This is a genomic window from Pseudarthrobacter sp. 05T312, assembly GCF_056396685.1.
In genome coordinates this window covers 36521-58556 of record NZ_JBFTLY010000008.1, presented here as the reverse complement: position 1 = coordinate 58556, position 22036 = coordinate 36521, and the positions used below count along the sequence as shown (strand labels likewise).

The 22036-nt window shown below is 65.0% G+C and carries 22 protein-coding genes and 1 pseudogene; 11 read left to right on the top strand and 12 right to left on the bottom strand.

All coding sequences use genetic code 11. From position 1 onward, the window contains the following. Positions 1-35 precede the first annotated feature (35 nt). Positions 36-800, top strand: a complete 765-nt coding sequence (locus tag AC1DIP_RS12475) for a response regulator transcription factor (RefSeq protein WP_477733918.1) — start codon at positions 36-38, stop codon at positions 798-800. Here AC1DIP_RS12475 and AC1DIP_RS12470 read toward each other — a convergent pair. Continuing rightward, positions 773-1183 (bottom strand): Hpt domain-containing protein, encoded by a 411-nt coding sequence (locus tag AC1DIP_RS12470; RefSeq protein ID WP_476209527.1) that lies wholly within the window; start codon positions 1181-1183, stop codon positions 773-775. The two genes, AC1DIP_RS12475 and AC1DIP_RS12470, sit on opposite strands and share 28 nt — an antisense overlap. A gap of 280 nt (positions 1184-1463) precedes the next feature. Here AC1DIP_RS12470 and AC1DIP_RS12465 point away from each other — a divergent pair, with 280 nt between their 5' ends. Beyond that, positions 1464-2648 (top strand): glycosyl hydrolase, encoded by a 1185-nt coding sequence (locus tag AC1DIP_RS12465; protein ID WP_477733917.1) that lies wholly within the window; start codon positions 1464-1466, stop codon positions 2646-2648. Between the two features lie 128 nt (positions 2649-2776). Here AC1DIP_RS12465 and AC1DIP_RS12460 read toward each other — a convergent pair whose 3' ends face one another. After that, complete coding sequence (locus tag AC1DIP_RS12460; protein WP_477733916.1) at positions 2777-3244, bottom strand: very short patch repair endonuclease; 468 nt, start codon at positions 3242-3244, stop codon at positions 2777-2779. Positions 3245-3263: 19 nt separating this feature from the next. Then, positions 3264-3698, bottom strand: a complete 435-nt coding sequence (locus tag AC1DIP_RS12455; RefSeq protein WP_141157963.1) for a pyridoxamine 5'-phosphate oxidase family protein — start codon at positions 3696-3698, stop codon at positions 3264-3266. A 186-nt stretch (positions 3699-3884) separates the two neighbouring features. On the opposite strand from AC1DIP_RS12455, the gene AC1DIP_RS12450 reads away from it, so the two are divergent. The 4 genes from AC1DIP_RS12450 (at position 3885) to AC1DIP_RS12435 (ending at position 8582) form a co-directional block, all read left to right on the top strand. Further along, a complete protein-coding gene (locus AC1DIP_RS12450; RefSeq protein ID WP_477733915.1) occupies positions 3885-5612 on the top strand; it encodes a purine-cytosine permease family protein in 1728 nt (575 codons plus the stop codon). 343 nt (positions 5613-5955) lie between these two features. Continuing rightward, the gene (locus AC1DIP_RS12445; protein WP_477733914.1) at positions 5956-6480 is read left to right on the top strand and encodes a DUF6318 family protein; all 525 of its coding nucleotides are present in this window, start codon (positions 5956-5958) and stop codon (positions 6478-6480) included. A gap of 5 nt (positions 6481-6485) precedes the next feature. After that, complete coding sequence (locus AC1DIP_RS12440) at positions 6486-7394, top strand: PKD domain-containing protein (protein WP_477733913.1); 909 nt, start codon at positions 6486-6488, stop codon at positions 7392-7394. A gap of 117 nt (positions 7395-7511) precedes the next feature. Next, complete coding sequence (locus tag AC1DIP_RS12435) at positions 7512-8582, top strand: alkene reductase (protein WP_477733912.1); 1071 nt, start codon at positions 7512-7514, stop codon at positions 8580-8582. 231 nt (positions 8583-8813) lie between these two features. Here AC1DIP_RS12435 and AC1DIP_RS12430 read toward each other — a convergent pair whose 3' ends face one another. Beyond that, the gene (locus AC1DIP_RS12430) at positions 8814-9131 is read right to left on the bottom strand and encodes a hypothetical protein (RefSeq protein WP_476211844.1); all 318 of its coding nucleotides are present in this window, start codon (positions 9129-9131) and stop codon (positions 8814-8816) included. A 139-nt stretch (positions 9132-9270) separates the two neighbouring features. Here AC1DIP_RS12430 and AC1DIP_RS12425 point away from each other — a divergent pair, with 139 nt between their 5' ends. Continuing rightward, positions 9271-11715 (top strand): Tex family protein, encoded by a 2445-nt coding sequence (locus AC1DIP_RS12425; RefSeq protein WP_477733983.1) that lies wholly within the window; start codon positions 9271-9273, stop codon positions 11713-11715. Positions 11716-11745: 30 nt separating this feature from the next. Here AC1DIP_RS12425 and AC1DIP_RS12420 read toward each other — a convergent pair whose 3' ends face one another. The 7 genes and pseudogenes from AC1DIP_RS12420 to AC1DIP_RS12390 all read right to left on the bottom strand — a co-directional run bounded on the left by AC1DIP_RS12420 (position 11746) and on the right by AC1DIP_RS12390 (position 17487). Then, on the bottom strand, positions 11746-12552 hold the full coding sequence (locus AC1DIP_RS12420; RefSeq protein ID WP_477733911.1) for a YqjF family protein: 807 nt from the start codon (positions 12550-12552) through the stop codon (positions 11746-11748). Between the two features lie 61 nt (positions 12553-12613). After that, positions 12614-13394: pseudogene (locus AC1DIP_RS12415) on the bottom strand (isocitrate lyase/PEP mutase family protein). A 9-nt stretch (positions 13395-13403) separates the two neighbouring features. Continuing rightward, positions 13404-14417, bottom strand: a complete 1014-nt coding sequence (locus AC1DIP_RS12410; protein WP_477733910.1) for an HNH endonuclease signature motif containing protein — start codon at positions 14415-14417, stop codon at positions 13404-13406. Positions 14418-14790: 373 nt separating this feature from the next. After that, entirely contained in the window at positions 14791-15162 is a 372-nt protein-coding gene (locus tag AC1DIP_RS12405; protein ID WP_477733909.1) for a hypothetical protein, read from the bottom strand. 75 nt (positions 15163-15237) lie between these two features. Continuing rightward, positions 15238-15633 (bottom strand): DUF1622 domain-containing protein, encoded by a 396-nt coding sequence (locus AC1DIP_RS12400; protein ID WP_476209546.1) that lies wholly within the window; start codon positions 15631-15633, stop codon positions 15238-15240. Between the two features lie 69 nt (positions 15634-15702). Further along, positions 15703-16563, bottom strand: coding sequence for an NAD-dependent epimerase/dehydratase family protein (locus AC1DIP_RS12395; RefSeq protein WP_476209547.1), 861 nt, complete (start codon positions 16561-16563; stop codon positions 15703-15705). A gap of 3 nt (positions 16564-16566) precedes the next feature. Next, positions 16567-17487 (bottom strand): MSMEG_6728 family protein, encoded by a 921-nt coding sequence (locus tag AC1DIP_RS12390; RefSeq protein ID WP_476209548.1) that lies wholly within the window; start codon positions 17485-17487, stop codon positions 16567-16569. A 156-nt stretch (positions 17488-17643) separates the two neighbouring features. Between AC1DIP_RS12390 and AC1DIP_RS12385 the strand changes: the two genes are divergently transcribed. After that, positions 17644-18231: a hypothetical protein gene (locus tag AC1DIP_RS12385; RefSeq protein WP_476209550.1), complete on the top strand. Its 588-nt coding sequence runs from the start codon at positions 17644-17646 to the stop codon at positions 18229-18231. Positions 18232-18412: 181 nt separating this feature from the next. Here AC1DIP_RS12385 and AC1DIP_RS12380 read toward each other — a convergent pair whose 3' ends face one another. Beyond that, the gene (locus AC1DIP_RS12380) at positions 18413-19054 is read right to left on the bottom strand and encodes a transglycosylase family protein (protein ID WP_477733908.1); all 642 of its coding nucleotides are present in this window, start codon (positions 19052-19054) and stop codon (positions 18413-18415) included. Positions 19055-19364: 310 nt separating this feature from the next. On the opposite strand from AC1DIP_RS12380, the gene AC1DIP_RS12375 reads away from it, so the two are divergent. From AC1DIP_RS12375 to AC1DIP_RS12365, 3 genes are all read left to right on the top strand, one after another. Then, positions 19365-20426 (top strand): adenosine deaminase, encoded by a 1062-nt coding sequence (locus AC1DIP_RS12375; RefSeq protein WP_476209554.1) that lies wholly within the window; start codon positions 19365-19367, stop codon positions 20424-20426. Between the two features lie 261 nt (positions 20427-20687). After that, positions 20688-21605 (top strand): pullulanase X25 domain-containing protein, encoded by a 918-nt coding sequence (locus AC1DIP_RS12370; RefSeq protein WP_476209556.1) that lies wholly within the window; start codon positions 20688-20690, stop codon positions 21603-21605. 103 nt (positions 21606-21708) lie between these two features. Continuing rightward, a complete protein-coding gene (locus AC1DIP_RS12365) occupies positions 21709-22035 on the top strand; it encodes an acylphosphatase (protein WP_477733907.1) in 327 nt (108 codons plus the stop codon). Position 22036 lies beyond the last annotated feature (1 nt).

Here is a 22036-nt window from a genome sequence, read left to right as displayed (position 1 = left end):
AGCTATACTTCAGACGTTGGCACTGAGGGGGCTCTATGAGTGAGGCACGTGTGGGTCTGGTCATCGAGGATGACCACGACATTCGGGAACTGGTTCGCACTGTGCTGACCCAGGCTGGATTTGACGTGACCGTCGCCAGCGGGGGCGCTGAGGGCGTCCTGATGGCGAAGAGCCTGAATCCCGATGTCATCACCCTGGACCTGGGGTTGCCGGACATCGATGGCTTCGAGGTTTCGCGGCAGATCCGTGAGTTCTCGGATGCCTACATCGTCATGCTGACGGCGCGCACGGAGGAACTGGACACCCTGATCGGGCTCGAATCGGGCGCCGATGACTACCTCACCAAGCCGTTCCGCCCGCGCGAACTGCGTGCCCGGGTCGCGGCCATGATGCGCCGGCCGCGGACTGCTCCTGACCCGCAGGAAGTTTCGGTGGATGCCGCCGCGGACAGCGCTGCCCACCCGGAACGCGGGAACTTCAGCCACAACGGCCTGGAACTGAGCTATGCCTCCCGCACCGTCACTGTGGACGGCAAGGAGATGAACCTGACCCGCACCGAGTTCGAACTCCTCTATGCGCTGCTGGAAGCCGGGCGCACGGTCAGGACCAAATCCGACCTGGTGCGGCGGCTCCGCGACGAGGATTACGACGTCGGCAGTTACATCAGCGAGGCAGACGAACGTTCTGTGGAAGTCCACATGGGGAACCTGCGCAAGAAGCTGGGCGACTCACCGCAGCAGCCACGGTGGCTGCAGACGGTTCGCGGGGTGGGTTACCGCTTGGCGCCGGGGCAGCACTGAGCCTGCAGCCGGTGCATGGTCTGCCTGCTGCACTGGGTGATGGGCCGCAAGTACGTGGCGGCCAGCCGGGGGAGCGCCACGGCCATGTCAGCGTGGCGGGCTTCGGCGCGGATCTCGTTCTCCAGTTCCAGAGCCAGTCCGGCCAAGCGTTCGGCGCCCACCATCTGGCTTGAGGTTTTCAGGCTCAGGACCGCGTCCATGGAGCCCTCCAGGTCGCCGGTGGTCAAGGCCAGCCGCAACCGCCCCAACCGTTGCGGCAGGAAGTCGATGAAGTTCCCCACGAAGACCCGGCTGTAGCCCTCCTCCTCCTCGAGTTCGTCCCTCAGCCGGTCCAGGACGGACTGGTCTACCAGCGGCCTGGGCGCATCATCTGACGTGCTCATGACACTCCTTTCTGCTGGTTTGCGGACTCCGGAAACGGGGCGGTAAGCCCGGGTTGCTTGCTCTTTTTCAGGTTAGGACTGTTCCCCTGACCTAGCAGAAGACTCGGCAAGAATTGTGGTTTTCTTGATGGGAGTGCGGTTTTCTGCCCATAAGATCAAGGCCAATGCTTTCCGCATTGACGTCACCGGCGGCAGCCGTTGCCGCCTTTCAATCTGGGGATAGATTGCCGTGTTCCGAATACTTAGGTCGTTATTTGTCGCGCTCATAATCGGGGTTGGATTGGCGGTGTCAGTCATCCAGCCGGCCAGCGCAGCAACCACGTCACCGCAAGTTTTGCTCAACCCCACCTCCGGGCCGGCCGGTTCCGCCGTGACGGTCACCGGAACCGGGTTCAAGGCCTCCACCACCGGGTCCGTGATTGTGGGGTCCACAACCTTCTCGTTCCAAACCACCTCGGCGGGGGCATTCAGCACAGGCATTACTATTCCGGCAGCCGCCACCGGGAACCTCACCATTACCGCCAAGACGTCGTCCATCAAGGCATCCGCCATATTCGTGGTGCAGGCAGCTCCCGCTCCGGCGCCGGCGCCGGCTCCAACAATCAGTTCTGCTCCCTTGCGTTTTGGAGTGGCCACTCCGGGGGGACCCCTGGCCAGCAGTGAACTGGACGAGGTGGCCACAGTGGCCGGGGAGGTCCCGTCCATCGTGATGAGCTACAAGGATTTCCTGCAGGCCCCGCCCATTACTGAGCTGGACGCCGTCCGCTCCCGCGGAGCCACACCCCTGGTTACTTGGGAGCCCTGGGCCTGGGGAGGAGGCGTGAACCAGCCAGCATATTCGCTGGACCGGATTACTGCCGGGGACTTCGACGGGTATATCAGCCAGTGGGGCCAGTCCCTTGCCGCCTGGGGCAAGCCGGTCATGCTTCGCTTCGCCCACGAGATGAACGGCAACTGGTATCCCTGGGCCGAAGGCGTCAACGGAAACCAGGCCGGTGATTACGTGGCCGCCTGGCGGCACGTCCACGACGTCGTCGCCGCAACTGGCGCTGCTAACGTCCAGTGGGTCTGGTCGCCGAACGTGCCGTACTGGGGCTCCACCGACCTGGCAGGTCTGTACCCGAGCCCGGGCTATGCGGACGTCGTGGCCCTGGACGGCTACAACTGGGGCACCTCGCAAACCTGGAGCAGCTGGGTTTCCCCGGTGGACCTCCTCGGCCCCGGCATCTCCCAGCTCCGCACCGTGGCCCCCGGGAAACCCGTGCTGATAGCGGAAACGGCGTCCAGTGAACTGGGCGGGTCCAAGGCGGCCTGGAACACGGACCTGGTGTCCTACCTGGCTGCCCAGCCGGACGTGATGGGCTTCGTCTGGTTCCACATGCAAAAGGAAACAGACTGGCGCATTAACAGCAGTGACTCGTCTGCTACGGCTTTCAAGTCCGCCCTGATGGCACGGAGAAGCTAGGGGATAGGGGATAGCTGCTCCGAAACTGTCAGTGCGGCGGCATGATCGCCGGCAACCCGTTCATCTTGGCGTGCCGGGATCAAGGACAGCGGCGGCAGCGGCTAAAGATTGCCTCAAGATTTCCTTGATTACTTGTCTGGGGCGCCGGCTTCGAGGAAGTGCACCAACTGGTCCTCAAGGGCTGAGCGGTCCTTCAGCGCGCACTCCCAGACCGTCAGCACTTCCCAGCCGGCGTCTTCCAGCTGCCGGCGCTGGCCTGCATCGCGTTCACGGGTCCGGGTACGTTTCGCGGCCCAGAACTCGGCGTTGGCCTTCGGGGCATGCAGGCCCGCCCTGCAGTCGTGGAAATGCCAGAAGCAACCGTTGACGAAGATCACCTTGTGCCTGGCGGCAAAGACGAGGTCGGGATTCCCCGGCAGCCTGGTGCCGCCGGACCTGCCGTGCAAGCGGTACCGGTAGCCCCTGGCGTGCAGCAGCCGGCGCACCAGCAGCTCAGGCTTGGTGTTCTTGCCGCGGATCCGGGACATGTTCCAGCTGCGCTGCTCGGGCGTGAGCTTGTCAGCAGAGGCCTTTTCAGCGCTGGAAGTGTCCGGCATCCTTCCAGTCTAGGAGTGCCTAGATCTCCCGTTCCGGCTGTTCGCCGAACACGAAGTGGCGGCCGCTGACGGACTTGGGGTCGATCTCCACGTAGAAGTCCTTGAGGGTGGGAACCCAGGTTTTCAGGCCGAGTTCCTCGATGGCGGCGAGTTCGTCGGAATTACTGAGCACCCGCGCCGTCCCCCGGAGGACAACGGACCAGGCCTCCTGCGAGAGGATGCCGTCGGTTTCGAATAGTACCTTGGCGTTGATAGTCAGCTGCGCCAGTTTGTTTCCAGGCGCAGTGCGCAGGTAAAGCTTCCGGTTGGAAGTTACATAATTGACCGGGAATATGTCCGGCTCCCCGGCGACCGAGACCACCAGCCGGCCGTGCTGCGTTGCCGCCAAGAGCCGCCACGACTGCTCGTCATCAAGTTCAAGGACAGGATTGCCGTCCGCGTGTTCAAACATCATGCGGCCATTCTTCTACGTGAGGTAGAAATGCGCCAGAGGCTTTGTGCCCTCATTTCCCTGCCTTTTTGACAACACCGTCAAGGCTTAACAGTCCGGAAACAGGGCTGTGACCGGACTGTATTTCCGGCTGGATAGCGTCGAACGCAGGGCCATGACGGCTGACTGCAAACGAAAGCGACGCACCCAATGGGCAACGACACAGACACAACCCAACTGTTGGAACCCGCGGCACCTGCCGGTGCCGCCGTCGTCGGACGCTCTCCGGCGACCCCCACGGCAGGCAACACTGCCGCCCTCAATGCCACCAAGGAAAGCCTGGAAGACTACACGCTGCGGTTCGCGCCGCGGTCCTACCGAAAGTGGAGCGCGGGAGTGGTGGCAACCAGCGCGCTGGGCGGCATCGCCTACCTGGCGGACTTCTCGATCGGGGCGAACATCGGCATCTCCTATGGGACCGTCAATGCGATCCTGGGAATCCTGGTGGCGGCCGTGGTCATCTTCGCCACGGGCTTCCCCCTGGCCTACTACGCGGCCCGCTACAACATCGACCTGGACCTGATCACCCGCGGCTCCGGCTTCGGCTACTACGGTTCAGTGGTCACCAACGTCATCTTTGCCACCTTTACCTTCATCTTCTTCGCGCTGGAGGGCTCCATCATGGCGCAGGGGCTGGAGCTGGGGCTCGGCATCCCGCAGTGGCTGGGATATGCCGCGTCCACTGTGCTCATCATTCCGCTGGTCATCTACGGCATGAACACGCTGGCCAAGCTCCAGGTGTGGACCACTCCGCTGTGGCTGCTCCTGATGGTCGTTCCTGTGGGTTACCTTCTGGTCTCGCACCCGGAGAGCATCGACAGCTTCTTCGCCTACACCGGTGCAACGGGCGACGGCGGGCCGAACCTTGCATCCGTGATGCTCGCCGCCGGCGTATGCCTGTCCCTGATGGCGCAGATTGCCGAGCAGATCGACTACCTCCGGTTCATGCCGCCGCGCACCGACGCCAACCGGGCCGCCTGGTGGCGGGCAGTGATCCTGGCCGGGCCGGGCTGGGTGATTTTCGGGGCGATCAAGCAGATCGTGGGCCTGTTCATCGCCATCTACCTGATTGCCACTCTGGATCCCGCCGCCTCCGCCACCGCGAATGAGCCCGTGCACCAGTTCCTTGGGGTGTACCAGGAGATGATGCCGGCATGGCTGGCCATGACGCTGGCCGTCGTGCTGGTGGTCATTTCGCAGATCAAGATCAACGTCACCAACGCGTACTCCGGTTCGCTGGCGTGGACCAATTCCTTTACGCGCATCACCAAGACCTACCCCGGCCGCATGGTGTTCGTGGTGGTCAACCTGCTGATTGCGCTGGTCCTGATGGAAGCGAACATGTTCGATTTCCTCAACACCATCCTCGGGTTCTACGCGAACTGCGCCATGGCCTGGGTTGTCACGGTGGCGTCCGATATTGCGATCAACAAGTACCTGCTCAAGATTTCCCCCAAGGTGCCTGAGTTCCGCCGCGGTATGCTGTACGCCGTGAACCCTGTTGGCTTCGTGTCCATGCTGGTGTCCGCCGGGGTTTCGATTGCCGTGTTCTTCGGGGCTTTTGGTGCGGCGATCCAGCCGTACTCACCTATTTTCGCTGTCGGCCTGGCGCTGGTCCTGCCGCCAGTACTGGCCGTTCTGACCCGTGGCAAGTTCTACCTGCGCCGGTTTGACGACGGGATCGAACTGCCCATGTTCGACGCCGACGGGAACCCCAGCGACGCCAAGCTCCTGTGCCACGTGACGGGGTTGGAGTTCGAACGGCCCGACATGGTGCGGTCCGCGCAGGATGCGTCCGACGGCGGCCCGCAGTACGTTTCATCGCTCGCCTTGTCCACGGACAAAACAGGGGAGTTGGTGCTGCCCGCGCAAAAGTAGGGTTGTTGATGAGGAAGTCGGTGCACATCGGTGCGCCGGCTTTCTTTGTGACTTCGTTTGTCGGATTCCGGGTGGTCGACAATGCAGGGGCTTCAGGCCTGTGGATAACTATGCCTTTGAATTGTGACGTGGGCTACCCTTAAGGCACTGTCCGGAGCAAGCCGTCTTGAAACTACTGGGGGATTAGCGGCCCATGACATCACAGAACTTCTTTGCGTCCCGCGCATTTGTTTCGTCACGTTCTGCACAATCCGGCGTGGCAGCACTTTTTGTCGGTTTGGCGCTGGTTTTGCCCGGCTGTAACTCCGGAGGTTCTCCTGGGCCGGGAGGTACCTCGTCCCAGATGGCTGACGAGACTCCAACAGCCAGCGCCACGGCCACCCCCACCCCAACGCCGACTGCTGTCTACAAACCGGCCGACGCCTCCGGACCTGCCCAGAACGTTCCCGTGCCCGTGCTGCCCGAGGTCGCCAAGACGGAGACGAAGGAAGGGGCAGAAGCCTTTGTTCGTTTCTGGTACGAGAACTTGAGCTTTGGATATGAGACAGGCAATACGGATGCGCTCGACAAGATAAGCGGTCCCGCTTGCGTCTTCTGCGCAGGTCTAAGGGACGGTATTGCCGAAGCCTGGAGTGAAGGGCGTTGGATATCGGGAGGCAAGATTGAGACACCGGTCGTAACAGCAACAGTTGAACCCGGTGCAGGGCCTTTCGTGGTGGTTCAGGTCATCCAATCAACTATTGAGATCCGAAACCCAGACGGGAGCCTGCTGCAGAAACCGACACCCGCTACTAACACAGGTAGTCGCGCTGGACTAACATTCGGCTCCTCGGGTTGGACCATGACAGACCTGGGCCTTATCCGGTAATCGAGATGAAGGCTCTCCGTCGCAAGATCCCTGCTGTCCTTCTCTTCCTGATGATTGCGCCCACGGCCGCCTATGCCGATGTTGCAGTTGGTTATGAAGACAGGGGCCTAGTCGTCGGCGCTGATCAGTGGGTGAAGGACTCGGTTACCGGGGATTTGATCCGTGCAGAACCCGGCACCGCGAGCACCGACCCGAACGAGTACAAATACGAACTGCAATGCCACCTCGGGGGAGGCGACTTTGACACTCCCTGCCTTGCCCGCCAACTCGATTGCAAGGACCGGGAGGACGGCGCCAAGGGCATTCCGGTCATGTGGCTGTCGCGGCCGCGGGGTGTGCCGGGAGCCGTGTGGGCGCACCACTCCGGCCCCACCTGCCTCTACGATCCGAAGCCCGAAGACCTTCTGCCCCGGATCGCTGCCGACATCCAGCGGCAGTTCCAGAACCTGCCGGTCAGCGCGGGCGCGGTCGTGGCCCAGCCAAGCCCCAACACGCTGCGCGGCGCCGAGACAAACTTCTACGCGGAATCCACTGAACAGCAGTTCGACATCACCATGTTCGGACAGAAGGTTCACGTGATCGCCACACCGGTCCAGTACACGTGGAACTACGGGGACGGCACGGTCTTCGGTCCGCAACCGTCCATGGGCGGCCCGTTGCCGCAGGACCGGTGGGGCGAAAAGACCCGGACCAGCCACGCATACGCGTCGACAGGTGATTTCCAGGTTGTCCTGACCACCTCCTTCCAGGGCACCTACTCGGTGAACTCTGGCCCGCCGCTGCCGATCCCCGGCCAGGGCCAGTTCAACGCGCCGCCGCAAACGATCAGCGTGTGGCGGTCCCTCACCCGCAACTATGCCGACGACTGCAACGCCAATCCGCATGGCCAAGGCTGCCCAGGCGTGGCGGGATAGCGCGGACACCGAGGTGAACCTGTGATCCCTGTCCCACCCACCAACGGCACGGAATAGTTGCATGCGCCCCACAGTTGGCAAGGACAGTACGTCTTCAGCCTTCGAAAGGAACTGCGCATGCTGTTTTCCCCGCTCACCCTCGGCGAACTGGAACTTCCCAACCGCTTGGTGATGGCGCCCCTGACCCGCCTTCGTGCGGGTGAGAAAGGCATACCCGGCCCGCTCCTCGCCGAGCACTACCGCCAGCGGGCCTCCCTGGGCCTGATCGTCAGCGAGGGCACGTACCCCGCGCCCGTCGGCCAGGCTTACCCGGGCCAGCCCGGCATCGTTACCGAGGAGCAGGTTGCCGGGTGGAAGAAGGTTACCGACGCCGTCCACGCCGAAGGCGGCCGGATGTTCGCCCAGATCATGCACGGCGGACGGGTCTCCCACTCAGATATCACCGGCGGACTCCCCATCGTCGCCCCCAGCGCAGTAGCCATTGACGGCGTGGTCCGGACACCGGCCGGCAAGCAGCCATATCCCGTGCCGCACGCCCTCACCACGGACGAACTCCCCATGGTCATCCAGGAATTCGTGAACGCATCGCTGAACGCGATCGAGGCAGGATTCGACGGCGTGGAACTGCACGCGGCCAACGGTTACCTCCTGCACGAGTTCCTCGCTCCGAACTCCAACGTCCGGACGGACAGCTACGGCGGATCACCCGAAAACAGGGCCCGCTTCGTCATCGAGACCATCAACGCCGTCGTGGCAGCCCTCGGCGCGAACCGGGTGGGCCTGCGGATTTCCCCGGAACACAACGTGCAGGGCATCGCCGAAACCGACGCAGCGGACGTGCGCGCCACCTACGAGGTCCTCGTGGACAGCATTGCACCGCTCAACCTGGCATACCTGAGCATCCTGCACCACGAACCCACCGGCGAACTGGTCCAGGACCTTCGTGCACGCTTCGGCGGCACGTTCCTGGTCAACACCGGTTTCGGTGTCATCACCACCCGGGAAGAAGCCGTAACCCTGGTGGCCGAAGGACACGCCGACGCAGTGGTGGTGGGACGCCCGGCAATCGCCAACCCGGACTTGGCCCGACGCTGGAAGGAAAGCCTCCCGCTCAACGAACCTGACGCCTCCACTTTCTACGCAGACGGCGCCACCGGATACACCGACTACCCGATGTACCAGGGGTAAGCGGCTCACCGGCCCATCCGAATAAGACGACGACGGCGGCACCCAACGTGGGTGCCGCCGTCGTTGGCTGTCAGGGGTGCTGGCCCCGGGCAGCGGTGCCGGAGGCCATCCGACGACCTCCGGCAGAAGACTTGTGTGGCCCGCCGGACTCCAGCGGAAGCCGGCGGTGATCAGATGCTACTCCAACGAATGGACTCTTACCAGAGCCAGTTTCGCCGCCCCGCAAAGTGGCTACAGAACAGCCTCCCGGCCCGTGCCCTCCTTCATCCTGAGGCGCCCGTCCTCGATGGAGACCAGCACGCTTTTTGGTTTCCCGCTGACCTTGGTGATGGCCTTCAGCCCCCGATTAGTGACTTCGACTCCCACCTGCGCACCCTTCGCCGGCAGTTCCACAGAAACCTCTGACGCGATGCCCAGCAAAGGATTGGTGGAGACCCCAACGTCCCGGCGCACCTCCTTGCCGTTGACGGTCACGGTGATGTTGGCCTCGTCGAACCCGTCCTGAAACACCACAAGCAGTTCCCGCATGATGGCCTCTTCCTCGAGCATCGGTGCCAGTAACGGCATGTCCACTACAGCACTTTGCCGGGCCCAGCGGAATACCCTCACGTTCCCTACTGCATCCCCCTGACCGCAACGAACGGTGGAGCCGGGCAGGCCGGTAAGGCAAGATGTTGGGGTGACTCAACTGCCTGCACCCACCACCACGTCCGCCCCTTCCCGCGTTTCGGAGGAGGACGCGATCTTCGCCCAGATCGCCGCCGAACTGGGGGTCAAGGACTGGCAGGTCAAGGCCGCTGTTGGACTGCTCGACGGCGGTGCTACGGTTCCGTTCGTCGCCCGGTACCGCAAGGAAGCCACCGGCACGCTGGACGATACCCAGCTCCGCGACCTCGACGAACGGCTCCGCTACCTCCGCGAGCTCGAGGACCGCCGTCGCGCCGTCCTCGAAGCGATAGAGGCGCAGGGCCAGCTGACACCGGAGTTGCGCAAAGCGGTCCTGGCAGCGGACACCAAGTCGCGGCTCGAAGACATCTACCTGCCGTTCAAGTCCAAGCGCCGGACCAAGGCCCAGATTGCCCGGGAGGCTGGCCTGGAGCCCCTCGCGGACACGCTGCTGAAGAGGCCGGAAATGGACCCGGAGCGTGAGGCCGCTAAGTACCTCAACGGCGACCACGCCATCGGTGAACCTGCCGCCGCGCTCGCAGGTGCACGGGCCATCCTGGTGGAGCGGGTGGCCCAGGATCCTGACCTCGCCGCCACCCTGCGGGACAGGATGTGGACCCAGGGCCGGATGGTTTCCCGCGTGAAGAAAGGCAAGGAAACCGAAGGCCAGAAGTTCGCGGATTACTTCGAGTTCGCGCAGGCACCGGACCGGATGCCGTCCCACCGGGTGCTCGCACTGTTCCGCGGCGAGAAGGACGGCATCCTTGAGCTGGACCTCGCCGAAGCAGACCCGAACGACGACGCCGCCTTCACCGCCGCACGCGCCCGCTACGAGTCTGCGGTGGCCAGGTTCCTCGGGGTGGCCGACCGTGGCCGTCCCGCCGACGCATGGCTGATGCAGACTGCCCAGGTGGCCTGGCGTTCACGTGTGCTGGGCCGCCTCACCTCCGACCTCCGCGCCAGGTTGTTCGCCACAGCCGAGGACGAGGCAGTCCGGGTCTTCGCCGCCAACCTCAGGGACGTCCTGCTGGCCGCCCCGGCCGGCAACCGTGCCACGCTGGGCCTCGACCCGGGGCTTCGGACCGGGGTGAAGGTCGCCGTGGTGGACGGCACCGGAAAAGTGGTTGCCACTGACACGGTCTACCCGCACGCCCCGGCGCGGAAATGGGACGAAGCGTTGGCCACCTTGGTGCGTTTGGCGCGGCAGCACGCCGTCGAACTCGTGGCCATCGGCAACGGGACCGCGTCGCGGGAGACGGACAAACTGGCTGCTGAACTGATCAAGCTGCTTCCGGAGGTGGACCGGAAACCCCAGAAAATTGTGGTGTCCGAGGCAGGCGCATCGGTCTACTCCGCCTCGGCGCTCGCCGCCGCTGAGCTCCCCGGGATGGACGTATCGCTGCGCGGCGCAGTTTCCATCGCCCGCCGGCTGCAGGATCCGCTCGCTGAACTCGTCAAGATCGATCCCAAGTCCATCGGTGTTGGCCAGTATCAGCATGATGTGACGGCTTCGAAGCTCGACCGGAGCCTGGATGCCGTGGTGGAGGACTGCGTGAATGCGGTGGGTGTCGACGTCAACACTGCCTCGCCTGCGCTGCTGAGCCGGGTTGCCGGCGTCGGGCCCCTGCTGAGCGAAAACATCGTGGCGTACCGGAACGAACACGGCCCCTTCAACAAGCGGACCGACCTCAAGAAAGTGCCGCGGTTGGGCGCCAAGGCGTTCGAACAATGCGCAGGCTTCCTGAGGATCACCGGGGGAGCAGAGCCCCTGGACGCATCGAGTGTGCACCCCGAATCGTATGCGGTGGCGAGGAAGATCCTCGTGGCCGCCGGTTCCGCCCCGGCCTCCTCCCTCGACCCGCAGAAGTTCGTCGACGGTACGTTCGGCCTGCCCACCGTCAAGGACATCCTCGCGGAACTGGACAAACCCGGGCGCGACCCCCGGCCCGCCTTTGCCGCCGCCACGTTCTCGGAAGGCATCGAGAAGATCTCGGATCTGGTGCCGGGCATGATCCTCGAAGGAACAGTGACCAACGTTGCGGCATTTGGGGCGTTCGTGGACGTTGGAGTCCACCAGGACGGCCTTGTCCACGTATCCGCCTTGTCCAACCGCTTTGTGTCCGATCCACGCGAGGTGGTGAAGTCCGGCCAGGTGGTCCGGGTGAAGGTGCTGGAGGCTGACCCGGAGCGGAAGCGGATTTCGCTGACGTTGAGGCTCGACGACGAACCCGCCGGCGGCGGCGCAGGTTCCGGCCGGCGCGATTCTGGTTCCGGTCGGCGCGATTCTGGTTCCGGTCGGCGCGATTCTGGGAACCGAAAGACCGAGCGGCCCGGACGTCCGGACCGCCAACAGCAGGGGAAGCAGGGATCAGGCACGTCCGGTGGGAGCGTCCGGTCCAGCCCCAAGCCACAGCCTGCCAACACGGCCATGGCCGAGGCACTTCGGAAGGCCGGCCTGGGTAAGTAGTCCGCGGGGGCTTTGGCGGTACCGAGGTCTCTAGCCGGTAGTTTCCAGCACGCGTGGCCGGCCGAACCTTGTCCGGACGCCGGGGGAGTAAAGCGCGGACTCTGGCGGGCCACTGACGCTGATGCCGGCAGCTCCCACCAACCCGTCACTGAGCCGATGGACCGTGGCGCTGAAGAGCGGCCATTCGTGATGGGTGTTCGGGACGTAGATGCTCCTGCCGTGGAAGCGCCCGTGCATGCCGTACCTGGCGGTCAGGAAGATGGATAAGGGGTCGGCGGCCGCGGTGTGCAGGTTAGGGATGACCCCGAAGTGGCTGCGTGCGCCCGTGGCGCCGAGTCGGCGCACCGAGTAGCCGACCGTGGATTGATTCGCACCTCCAGGTGTACCGGCCGCCCTGATGGCGTGCTGCCGTGCGTCGCCGCCGGGAAAGGGCGGCCATTGCCGGATCCGCGACCACACATAGGGGATTCCGGCAGCCCGCGTGGCCATAACCACCGGCAGCCTGTTGGCGTCCAGGCTCAGGAACACCACTCCGCGGGTGCCGTCCGGCTCGCGTGAGTAAAGCCGGACGTTCACCTCGTTGAAGCTCCCCAGATACGGGATGCCGGGGCCTCGCCCAAGCGCTGCCTGCTCCATGCGGAAGCCGATCAGGCCCACCCAGGAACTGCCATCGAACACATCCGGCTCAACGCCTTCGGGCATGAAAGGGGCCGCTGTTGCCGCCGGAATGCGCCAGTGCAGGAAGACGGCATCAAGCCACCGCTGGTCGGAAAACACCGGTCCGGGAAGCTCCGGTGGCAGCGGCCACAACGCTGGGGCACTGGGGTTTCCGGTCAAAGTCTTCCAATCCTTCGTTTGGTTCACGTGGCGGGGCTTCCGGTTACCAGCGCGCCGGAAACTAGTTCAGCGGGCGTGTGTCTTCGGGAAGCTGGCCACCGGCAAGAAGTCTGGCCGCTGTGTCAGCCAGGGCAGTCAACGCCACCCTCTGGGTCCAGGGACCGTAAGAGATGCGGGCCACGCCCAGCTCCTGCAGTCTCGCCGGCGCCAGGGACCCGGGAACGTTGATGACCGAGACTTTGTTCCAGCCGATGCCTTCCACCAGGGCAGTAACCGTGGGCTCGTCCAAAAGGCCGGGGACGAAGACCGTGGTGGCACCGACGTCCAGGAAGGCCTTGCCGCGGGCGATGGCATCCGCAAGAACGTCTTCGGGGTCCCGGTCCTTGCCCTTGAGGAAGGCGTCGGTCCGCGCGTTCAGGACGAAGTCGATTCCCTCAGCAGCGCCGGCATGCACAACGGCTGCCATCTGGTTCACCGCGTCCTCGAGCGGGCGCATCTGGTCCTCGATATTGGCGCCGACGATGCCGACTCCGATGGCCTTGCGGGTTGTCTCCCCGGGGTTCCCGTAGCCGGACTCAAGGTCAGCGCTGACCGGCAGGTGGGTGGCAGCCGCGATGCGGCCCACAAAGCTGACCATCTCGTCGATGGGAATGTTCTCTCCGTCCTCGTAGCCAAGCGTCGCGGCGATCGAGTGGCTTGCCCGTTGCCAGGGCAGTGGTTCCCGGGATGTCCGAGATGACTTTGGCCGTGATGGCATCCCAGACGTTGACCACCTGGAGGATCTCAGGGACCTGGTGGAGGCGGAGAAATTCGGAGGCTTTTGCGCTGCTGTTTTCGGTCATGGGTGAAGCCTAACGGACTGTCTTTGGACACTCTTCGCGTGGTGGGTGGGGTGGCGGGGGTGGTTTGAAGTAGTGGTTTTGTTGGGGTGTTTGGGTGGGGTCGACGTGGGGTGGGGGGATGAAGGCTGGTGTGCCGGGGGCGGTGGTGATGGTCCATTGTTCTTTGTGGACGAGGTGGTGGTGGTGGCTGCAGAGCAGGACTCCGTTGTCGGTGGTGGTGGGGCCGCCGCGTGACCAGTAGGTGATGTGGTGGGCTTCGCACCAGGGTGCGGGGATGGTGCAGTTGGGGAAGGCGCAGCCTTGGTCGCGGGTGGTCAGGGCGGTGCTTTGGGCGGGGGTGAAGAGACGGGTTTTGCGGCCGAGGTCGAGGATTTCGCCGGTGGTGCCCAGGAGGGCGGGGATAATGTCGGCGTCGCAGGCGATTTTGCGGAGAGTGGCCGCGGGAACGGGTCCGGTGAAGGCGAAGGTCCCGGTTCCTGTTTCCGCGCAGTGGCCTTTTCCTGTAAGTGTGGCGGGGCCGGTGGGGAAGAGGTCTTGGTAGTTGATGGTGGCGATGATTTGGGGTCGGTTGCCGCAGGTTATGGGCAGGGTGTTGGTGGCGAGGGCTGTTTTGGCGGCGGTGATGAGTCCGTCGAGTTGTTTTTGGGCGCGGGTGCGCCGGTCCAGGTCGATACCGCCGGGTGGGCATCCTGCTGCCTTGTCCCCGGTGGTGCGGGGGTTGGTGGCGGTATTCATGACAGTGAGGAGGTGTTCGTATTGGTCGGTGGTGGCAAAGATCTCGAGGTGGTGGAGGCCGTGGCGGGGCTTGCGGATGAAGGCGCCCTGGGTGTGGCGGAGGGCTTCTTCGGTGGGTTCGCTCCCGTCGGCGTCGATGGTGTCGGTCCAGCGTTGGGCGACGCGGGTCAGGAAGTCAGGGTCGGTGGCGGTGGCGGTTTTGGTGAGGTGATGTTCGATCGTTTCCAGGGTCTCGGCGGTGGTGTGGTGCTGGAGCCGGTCGAGGGTTGCCGTGATGATGGTCAGCATGCGAGGACACGGCAGGTCCGTACCCGGCCGGGGACGTGATCCCGGCGTCGGAGTCGGTGGTGGGGGTTAGCGCGGCGGCGAGGTGGGGCCGGGCTGGTGGGAGTGGTTCGCCGGTGAGGCTGGTGGCCGGGATGACTTGGTGGGTGAGGGTGAGGCGGCGGCGGGCTTCGCGAATGGGGATGTGCAGGCGCAGGCGGAGGAACTCTGCAGTGTTCCGGCACCCGTCATCGGCCGGTGACAGCACCGGGCGGCCGGGACCGGCGGGCAGGCCGGGCCAGTTCGCGTCGGTCTCAACCACGGCGGCGGGCCGGTCCGCAGCATTCGTGGGGGAGGTGTTCAGAGTTTCGACACCCTTGGCGTCCCACCGGTTGGTTCAATCTCCGGACCGGGCGGCACGGGTCATGGCTGCGGCGTCGGTGATGGCTTGGGTGCGGGCCCGGTCCACCGACCCGGCTCCCAGGAGCTGCAGGTACTCCACGCTCCGGGCGAGCTCCTCGGCGCGGGCGGCGAACTCGGTGGCTTCGCGATGGGAGGCAGACGCCAGCACGTCCGGGGCGGCCACGGCAACGGCCGCGATCCGGGCCGCCAGGCCAGCCATGGGGTCCTGGTGGGCAGGAACTGTGGCACGCTGCTGTGAAGCCTCCCCGGGGACCGCATGAAGGTGGGCCGGGCGCGGCAGAAAGCTGCCGGCGTCGTATGCCTTCCCGCCGTACGCCGCACCTAGATGCTCCCCAATAGCCTCCATAACCACACTCTGCCAGCCACCACTGACAATGAAGAGACCCAAAGACCCCTATGTGGAAAACGTGGGCAGCGGCCCTCAGCCCGCCGCGGCGGTTGACCCGGCACGGGCAGCCGAGGGTTCCTTCTGCCACGGCCAGCGCCCGGTGATTTCCAGCTCCAGGGAAAAGCTAAGGAACGTCCTGATCAGCACGATGATGGCCAGCACCCCGACGCTGGCGAACGTGGGCGTGACGGCCACAGTACGGATGATGTCGGCAGCTACGAGCAGTTCCAGCCCCAGCAGAATGGATCTGCCCAGCAGTTGCCGGTAGGAGCGGTAGAAACTCAGCTTTTCAGCACCTGGCGGAAGCCGCCGGGGCTGATGACCGCGGATCGCCAGCGGGAGGGAGGCCACCGCGCCAATCACCATCACAGCAACTCCGGCGAAGTCGACCAGCTGCCCAACCGTCTCAATGATCTGCCGAAATTCCATGCCCTGCCTCAACTCAGGCCAAGGCCCGCTCAGCGAGCCGTGGCAGTGGTTAGGGGACGGCGGACGCACTCACGGATGGCGGGCGCCGTTCCCGGCTATAACGTCCTTGTACCCTTCCCGGAATGTCGGAAACGTGAAGGTGAATCCGGTGCCGCGGAGCAGCTCGTTCCGGCACCGTTTGTTGCCCCCACGGGCTGGCCCGGCATCGCCAACGCGGGGTGAAGGAAGGCCCAGTTCAGCTGACAGGAAATGCAGCACGCTTCCCAGGTCGGCCGGCTCGTTGTCAACGCCGACGTATGCCGGCGCGGGCGCGGCATCCATTGTGGCGAGGTGCACGATAGCGGCTGCGGCGTCGTCGCGGTGGATCCGGTTGGTGTAGCGCACGTCCTCAGGGACCACGGCAGAGCCCGTCTTCACCTGGTCGATCAGGCGTGTCCGGCCCGGCCCGTATATGCCTCCCAGCCTGAGCGAAATGCCGGCCGTGCGGGTCCCCGACAACCTGGCGCGCAGGAGCGCCTCGGCTTCCAACAAGACCCTCCCGGAAAACCCACCGGGCTCCGGTGCGGTGTTTTCGTCCACCCAGCCGCCACCCGCATCCCCGTAGACGGCAGTGGAGGAGACAAAGATGATCCGCTCCGGCGTCACCTTGTCCCGGTCCAGCGCATCGAGGACGTTTGCCACCCCGCGTACATACGCAGACCGGTATGCCTCCTCCGTCGGGGCGTCTGCAGCAACAGCGATGACGACGGCGGTGGTGCCTGCGGGGACGGGCGGCAGGTCCGTCGATCCCAGGTCGGCCGCGGCGCCTTCAATGGCTGCCGGCAGTTTCGCGGGGGAGCGGCGCCAGCCCACCACCCGGTGGCCCAGGGCAGCAAACCGCAGCCCTGCCTCGGTGCCCAGGTCCCCGCACCCAGCCAAAAGAACCGTCATCGCCTAGGGTGCCTCCACCGGGAAGAACACGCGGGGATCCTGCAGCAGCGCAGGATAGGCGAATGCCGAGCGGTCGATGATTTCGGTGACTTCGAAGTTCCTGCCAAAACGGCCGTCGCCCAGGGTAATGGGACGCCCCACTACCTGTCCCACGGCGAACCTGGCCCCGTTCTCGAAGGGAACAGCAACAGGAGTCTTGCCCGGAAGGGTGCGGAACGCCTCCTCCTGCGCCTGGCGCTTGCGGGTGGGCTTCTTCACCTGGGGCTTCGGCGGCGCTTTCCTGGGCGCGCGCGACGGCCGCCGGGAGCCGTCCTCGACGTAGACGGGCGTGTAGCCGTCGTCCCCGGCGGACATCGCCGCGGCGGCAGCAGCGCTCCGGTTCACGGGCGGGAGCGCCACCGTGGAAAGGGACTGGGGGTCGACGTCGTCATGCGGTTCGCGAAGGATCCACAACAGGTCCCCTTCCGGCTCCTGCGGCAGGAATTCGTGCCGGGGTTCGGGCCAAAGGTAGTCCATTTCGGGAATCGCATCCGGGAAGATGGGGGCATAGAACTTGGGTTCCTTGTGCACCAGCTTCGAGCGGTGGCTCAGGTGGAAGTCCGGGTCCCCGAGCCAGGGCGGCATCACGATTTTGGCGGCGTAGTCGGGGTGCCCCGCCTGCGGCGCGAATTCTGCAATGTTTGCTCGCGTGTTGTCCGGGTGGCCGCGTTCGAGCCATTCGTCCACCATGGCCAGTCCGTACATGGTGAGCGCGGGAACGTGGCCCATCCACATCCGGATGGCGGGGTGGGTCTGCCAGCCGTACTCAGGAATCACCAGGGCGCGGAGGGTTTGCAGGGCTTCGACCCGCTGCTTGCCCAGCCGTGCGGTGTCCAGGGCTTTGGCGCTTTCGCGGAAGTCAGGGTACGGGAGGAAGGTTTGCATCTATTCAGTCTGACGGCATGCGGCGGATGTTCCAATTACAGTGCGCAGGACCACTTGGGGCATGGCGGCATGTCCAAATAATGGACACCTGCATACGGCTTCCAGTTTGACCCACTAAGATCACCGCAACCACCCCCGCGTTTTGGAAGCTCTCTCATGACATCTACACCTGACAAAGCCGTCGACCACGCCCGCGCCGCACTGCCCCGCTACGGGCAGATGCTGGGCCCGGAAGCCCAGGGAATCCTGGTTCTCGACGAGTTCATTATCGATCCCGCCACGGCGCGCAAGGATCAGCACCGGTTCCGCGACGGCATGGCCGCCGTTGCCAGGACGGTCCGCCGCATTGCTGCCCTCCGGGTGGTCATCGCCCTCGTGGCCATCGGGAACCTGCCCCTCTTCCTGCTCTCCAGTGGCTGGTGGATCTATGGCGTCTCGCTGACCCTTGTGGTTGCCGTGCACGCCGCGGTGACGCTGCTCAACCGGCACGAGCCGCGGCTCAAGCAGCGGTCCGCCCTGGAACTGCATATGCACCGCGAACGCAGCGCCAACTACCGCCAGCTGCGCGACGCCGTGAAGTACATGATCGACACCCCCAGCCGCATGAACGAGCACCTTTACCTGGAGCTGCTGGCGGTGAAGCGGGTGGCACTGAACCTTGCGCATGGCACCGTCGCCTTGCTGGACACCAGCGACGAATCCGCCTGGAAGGTTCGGATCGTCCGCGAGCTCCCCGCCAGCTGACCATCCTGCCCCTGCCGCCCGCGGCGGCAGGGGCTGACCCGTTAAAGTACGACGCCGGCACATCCCTCGTGGGGGTGTGCCGGCGTCGTTCTTTGGTCAACGGAATTTGTCTATCGCCGACCTGCCTGTGTCGCCTTGGAAGGCGGTGCGGCCACAGCCGCGGGTGAAGCGTCCGCTGGTGCTACGCGGGGAGCTGGATGACCTGTCCCTCGAACACGAGGTTCGGATCCGGGATGGTGTCCAGGTTGGCGTCGGCCAGGTGCTGCCAGCCGCCCCGGATGCCCAGCTTCTGGGCAACGATGCTCAGGGTGTCGCCGGCCTGGAGGGTGTAGGTCTCGCCGCTGAGCGGGACCGAGGTTGCGTGCCGCGGCGCGGGGGCCTGCTTGACCGGAGCGCTTTGGACCGGCGCGCTCTGAACCTGGGTGCTCTGCACCGGTGCGCTCTGGACGGGGGCACTCTGGACCGGTGCTCCGCCGCCGCCGCTGAGTCCCAGTTGCGACGAGCAGGACGGCCAGGCACCCCAGCCCTGGGAAGCCTGGACCCTCTCGGCTACGGCGATCTGCTGTTCACGGCTGGCGTTTTCAGGGGAGCCGGTGCCGCCGTACGCGGACCAGGTGCTGGAGGTGAACTGCAGCCCACCGGAGAAGCCGTTGCCCGTGTTGGTGGACCAGTTGCCGCCGCTCTCGCACTGCGCGAGGGCGTCCCACGTGGACGTGGGGGCACCTGCGTTGGCCGCCGTGGCGGAAAGGGCCAAACCTGCCGCGGAGACGGCGGCCAGGGTGACTCCGCGGCGCGCGGCAGTACGGAATTTGGTGTTTTTCATGATGGTGATGCTCCTGAAGGCCACCAGCGCTGGTTCCGTCCCCGGAGATCGTCGCGCCACTGCCCACCCCTGACGAATAGAGGTCACTGTCGGTGGCTGCCGCTGGGCAGTTCTGGTGAAGGCAGCACCGGGCAATCAAGTCGCCCGCCGAACGGGCATGTATTTCACGCTAAGACATCGTTTGGGTGTTATCAAATCGAGATTCCGCCGGCGCGATGGGGATGGGCCCTGGCATAGATAACGGCCTTGGCGCCGCTGCCTCCGAAAGCGCGGGCAGGCGCGAAACCCGTAGGGGCATTATTCTGTCCCGATGGACAACTTTTCCGGCGGCAGCGCCATGCCCGAAACCGAGACGGACTCCGCGGAACCCGCGGTGCCTGCCAAGCCCCTTCCAGTGGCTGAACTGCACCTGCACATCGAAGGCACGCTGCAGCCCGAACTCATCTTTGCCCTGGCTGAACGCAACGGCATTGAACTGCCCTATTCGGGCCTGGACGAGCTCCGCGAGAAGTATGAGTTCACCGACCTGCAGTCATTCCTGGACCTCTACTACGCCAACATGGCCGTGCTGCGCACCGAGCAGGACTTCGCGGACATGACCCGGGCATACCTTGAGCGGGCTGCGGCCGCGGGCGTCCGGCATGCGGAGATCATGATGGACCCGCAGGCACACCTCTCCCGCGGGATCCCCCTGGAGGCGTGCGTCACCGGGGTCGCCTCGGTGCTGGCAACCTCGGAGGAGGAGTTCGGCATCTCCACCATCCTGATTGCAGCATTCCTGCGCGACCTGCCGGAGGACTCGGCGCTGGAAGTCCTGGACCAGCTGCTGGTCATGGATGCCCCCATCGGTGCCATCGGGCTGGACTCGGCCGAGGTGGGAAACCCGCCCTCCAAGTTCGAGCGGCTGTACGCGAAAGCGCGTGAAGCAGGCCTGCGGCTGACGGCCCACGCCGGCGAGGAGGGCCCGGCGTCGTACATTTACGAGGCCCTGGACATCCTAGGTGTGGAGCGGATCGACCATGGCATCCGCTGCATGGATGATCCGGACCTGGTGGAACGCCTCGTGGACGCGCGCATTCCGCTGACGGTGTGCCCACTGTCCAACGTCAGGCTCCGTGCCGTTGACACCCTCGCTGACCATCCGTTGCCCGCGATGCTGGCTGCGGGACTGAATGTCTCAGTTAACTCGGACGATCCCGCCTACTTTGGGGGCTACGTGGATGACAACTTTGCCCAGCTCGCCGCGGTGTTCGAGCTGTCTGATTTTGACAAGGCACGGCTGGCGGCAAACTCCATCCATTCCTCCTTCGCGACGGAGGAGCGGAAGGCGGAGCTGGTAGCGGAATTGAACGGCAGGGAAGTAGCCGACTGACCGCTGACATGCCGGGCGCAACAGGTGGTCTTTCCGCCCGGTAAACTGGGTGCCGCAGGCGTGTCTGGGGAGTGCAGTGCAGCACCCATGTCAGCGCTTGAGGGTTATGCAAACAGCCCTTACCCGAGACCTCCGCCTCACTTGCGGCACCATCCGCTTCATAGTCGGTCACGACACGCAGAGTTAACCAATTAAAGTCGCGCGATTTAATGGGCAGTTGGCAAGATGCCTAAGACCGATCGCTTTTATATAAGGGGAATCATGGCCAAGTCCACCGCAGAAAACACTTACCTTCGACTCAAGACCGTCCTGGATGTCCTGACCGAAGGCGTGTGGTCCGGCGATGCACTGAATGCGGGCCAGGTCCTGGCGGAAGCAACCGCCCGGGTGCCGTTCAACGACCATGAGGCCGAGCTCCTCAGCGGCGGGATCCCGCGCGGCCACAAGACCCTCACCTCGGCCACCGCCAAGCTGGTCAAGGCCGGCTGGCTGATCAAGGGCCGTTCGGGCTGGACCATCACCGAGGACGGCATGCGTGCCACCGTCGCCTTCCCGGATGCGGATTCCTTCGCGGCCGCGCTCGACGCCGGCACTCCCGTCCCTGCCGACACCCCGGTTCCCACGGCTCCCGCAGGCTTCGTCCGGCCGGTCTCCGCCGCTGCGGCAACACTGGAGGTTCCGGCCAAGGCTGAGGCTCCGAAGAAGGCCACCCGCAAGGCCCCCGCCAAGAAGGCGGCCTCCGTTGTGGGCAAGGCAGCCAAGGCACTTGAGGACGCCGTTGAGCCCGTGGTGGCAGCCGTCCGCAAGAAGGCCCCCGCCAAGGACAAGGCCGGAACGGCCGCCGCCGAGCCGCTCGAGGGCCCCGATGTCGAAACGCTGCCGCAGCCCGAGGCCGTGGCACTGGCCGGTGACTTCAACACCATCCTGGGTGCACCGGAAAACTGGGCACCGCAGTACGACGAAGCACAGATGGAATTCGACTTCCTGGACCAGCTGTGGAAGAAGAGTGCCGAACTGCCGGCCGGCTACTACACGTTCAAGATCGCCCTGAACCGCTCCTGGACCGAGAACTACGGCGCTTTCGGCGCGTTCGACGGACCCAACCACGAGCTTCACCACGCCGGTGGCACCGTAACCATCCGTTACAACCACGCCACCCGCGACATCACCATCAACTAACCGGCCCGCAACCCTTCATCGGGTCGCAGGGACCGTCCCATGGGCAGCACGGCGGCGGCCACTGCGACCCGATGGGGGCAGCAAGGTTTAGGGGAGGAGCACCATGGGCAGGCATGCAGGCCCGGCGCACGATCCAGCGCAGGGCAGTTCTGCCCAGGACGCCGTCAGGCTGGACGCCCGGGTGTTCGGGATGGTCCAGGGTGTGGGCTTTCGCTACTGGACCATGGGCACAGCGGAGGAGCTCGGATTGTCCGGCGAGGTGGGCAACCTCGACGACGGTTCGGTCTCGGTGACTGCCGAAGGCGCCGAACCGCAGGTCCGGAAACTGCTGGACTGGCTCAAATCGGACCGGACTCCGGGCCGGGTGGAGCGGGTCGAGTCCGAATTTTCCGCTGCCCAGGGGACTTTCCGCGGATTCCGGGCCCACTGAC

Coding starts and splice junctions, on each gene's coding strand:
- AC1DIP_RS12475 (WP_477733918.1), top strand. CDS start 36: ATGAGTGAGGCACGTGTGGGTCTGGTCATCGAGGATGACCACGACATT.
- AC1DIP_RS12470 (WP_476209527.1), bottom strand. CDS start 1,183: ATGAGCACGTCAGATGATGCGCCCAGGCCGCTGGTAGACCAGTCCGTC.
- AC1DIP_RS12460 (WP_477733916.1), bottom strand. CDS start 3,244: ATGCCGGACACTTCCAGCGCTGAAAAGGCCTCTGCTGACAAGCTCACG.
- AC1DIP_RS12455 (WP_141157963.1), bottom strand. CDS start 3,698: ATGATGTTTGAACACGCGGACGGCAATCCTGTCCTTGAACTTGATGAC.
- AC1DIP_RS12450 (WP_477733915.1), top strand. CDS start 3,885: ATGGGCAACGACACAGACACAACCCAACTGTTGGAACCCGCGGCACCT.
- AC1DIP_RS12445 (WP_477733914.1), top strand. CDS start 5,956: ATGGCTGACGAGACTCCAACAGCCAGCGCCACGGCCACCCCCACCCCA.
- AC1DIP_RS12440 (WP_477733913.1), top strand. CDS start 6,486: ATGAAGGCTCTCCGTCGCAAGATCCCTGCTGTCCTTCTCTTCCTGATG.
- AC1DIP_RS12435 (WP_477733912.1), top strand. CDS start 7,512: ATGCTGTTTTCCCCGCTCACCCTCGGCGAACTGGAACTTCCCAACCGC.
- AC1DIP_RS12430 (WP_476211844.1), bottom strand. CDS start 9,131: ATGCTCGAGGAAGAGGCCATCATGCGGGAACTGCTTGTGGTGTTTCAG.
- AC1DIP_RS12410 (WP_477733910.1), bottom strand. CDS start 14,417: ATGCTGACCATCATCACGGCAACCCTCGACCGGCTCCAGCACCACACC.
- AC1DIP_RS12405 (WP_477733909.1), bottom strand. CDS start 15,162: ATGGAGGCTATTGGGGAGCATCTAGGTGCGGCGTACGGCGGGAAGGCA.
- AC1DIP_RS12400 (WP_476209546.1), bottom strand. CDS start 15,633: ATGGAATTTCGGCAGATCATTGAGACGGTTGGGCAGCTGGTCGACTTC.
- AC1DIP_RS12395 (WP_476209547.1), bottom strand. CDS start 16,563: ATGACGGTTCTTTTGGCTGGGTGCGGGGACCTGGGCACCGAGGCAGGG.
- AC1DIP_RS12390 (WP_476209548.1), bottom strand. CDS start 17,487: ATGCAAACCTTCCTCCCGTACCCTGACTTCCGCGAAAGCGCCAAAGCC.
- AC1DIP_RS12385 (WP_476209550.1), top strand. CDS start 17,644: ATGACATCTACACCTGACAAAGCCGTCGACCACGCCCGCGCCGCACTG.
- AC1DIP_RS12380 (WP_477733908.1), bottom strand. CDS start 19,054: ATGAAAAACACCAAATTCCGTACTGCCGCGCGCCGCGGAGTCACCCTG.
- AC1DIP_RS12375 (WP_476209554.1), top strand. CDS start 19,365: ATGGACAACTTTTCCGGCGGCAGCGCCATGCCCGAAACCGAGACGGAC.
- AC1DIP_RS12370 (WP_476209556.1), top strand. CDS start 20,688: ATGGCCAAGTCCACCGCAGAAAACACTTACCTTCGACTCAAGACCGTC.
- AC1DIP_RS12365 (WP_477733907.1), top strand. CDS start 21,709: ATGGGCAGGCATGCAGGCCCGGCGCACGATCCAGCGCAGGGCAGTTCT.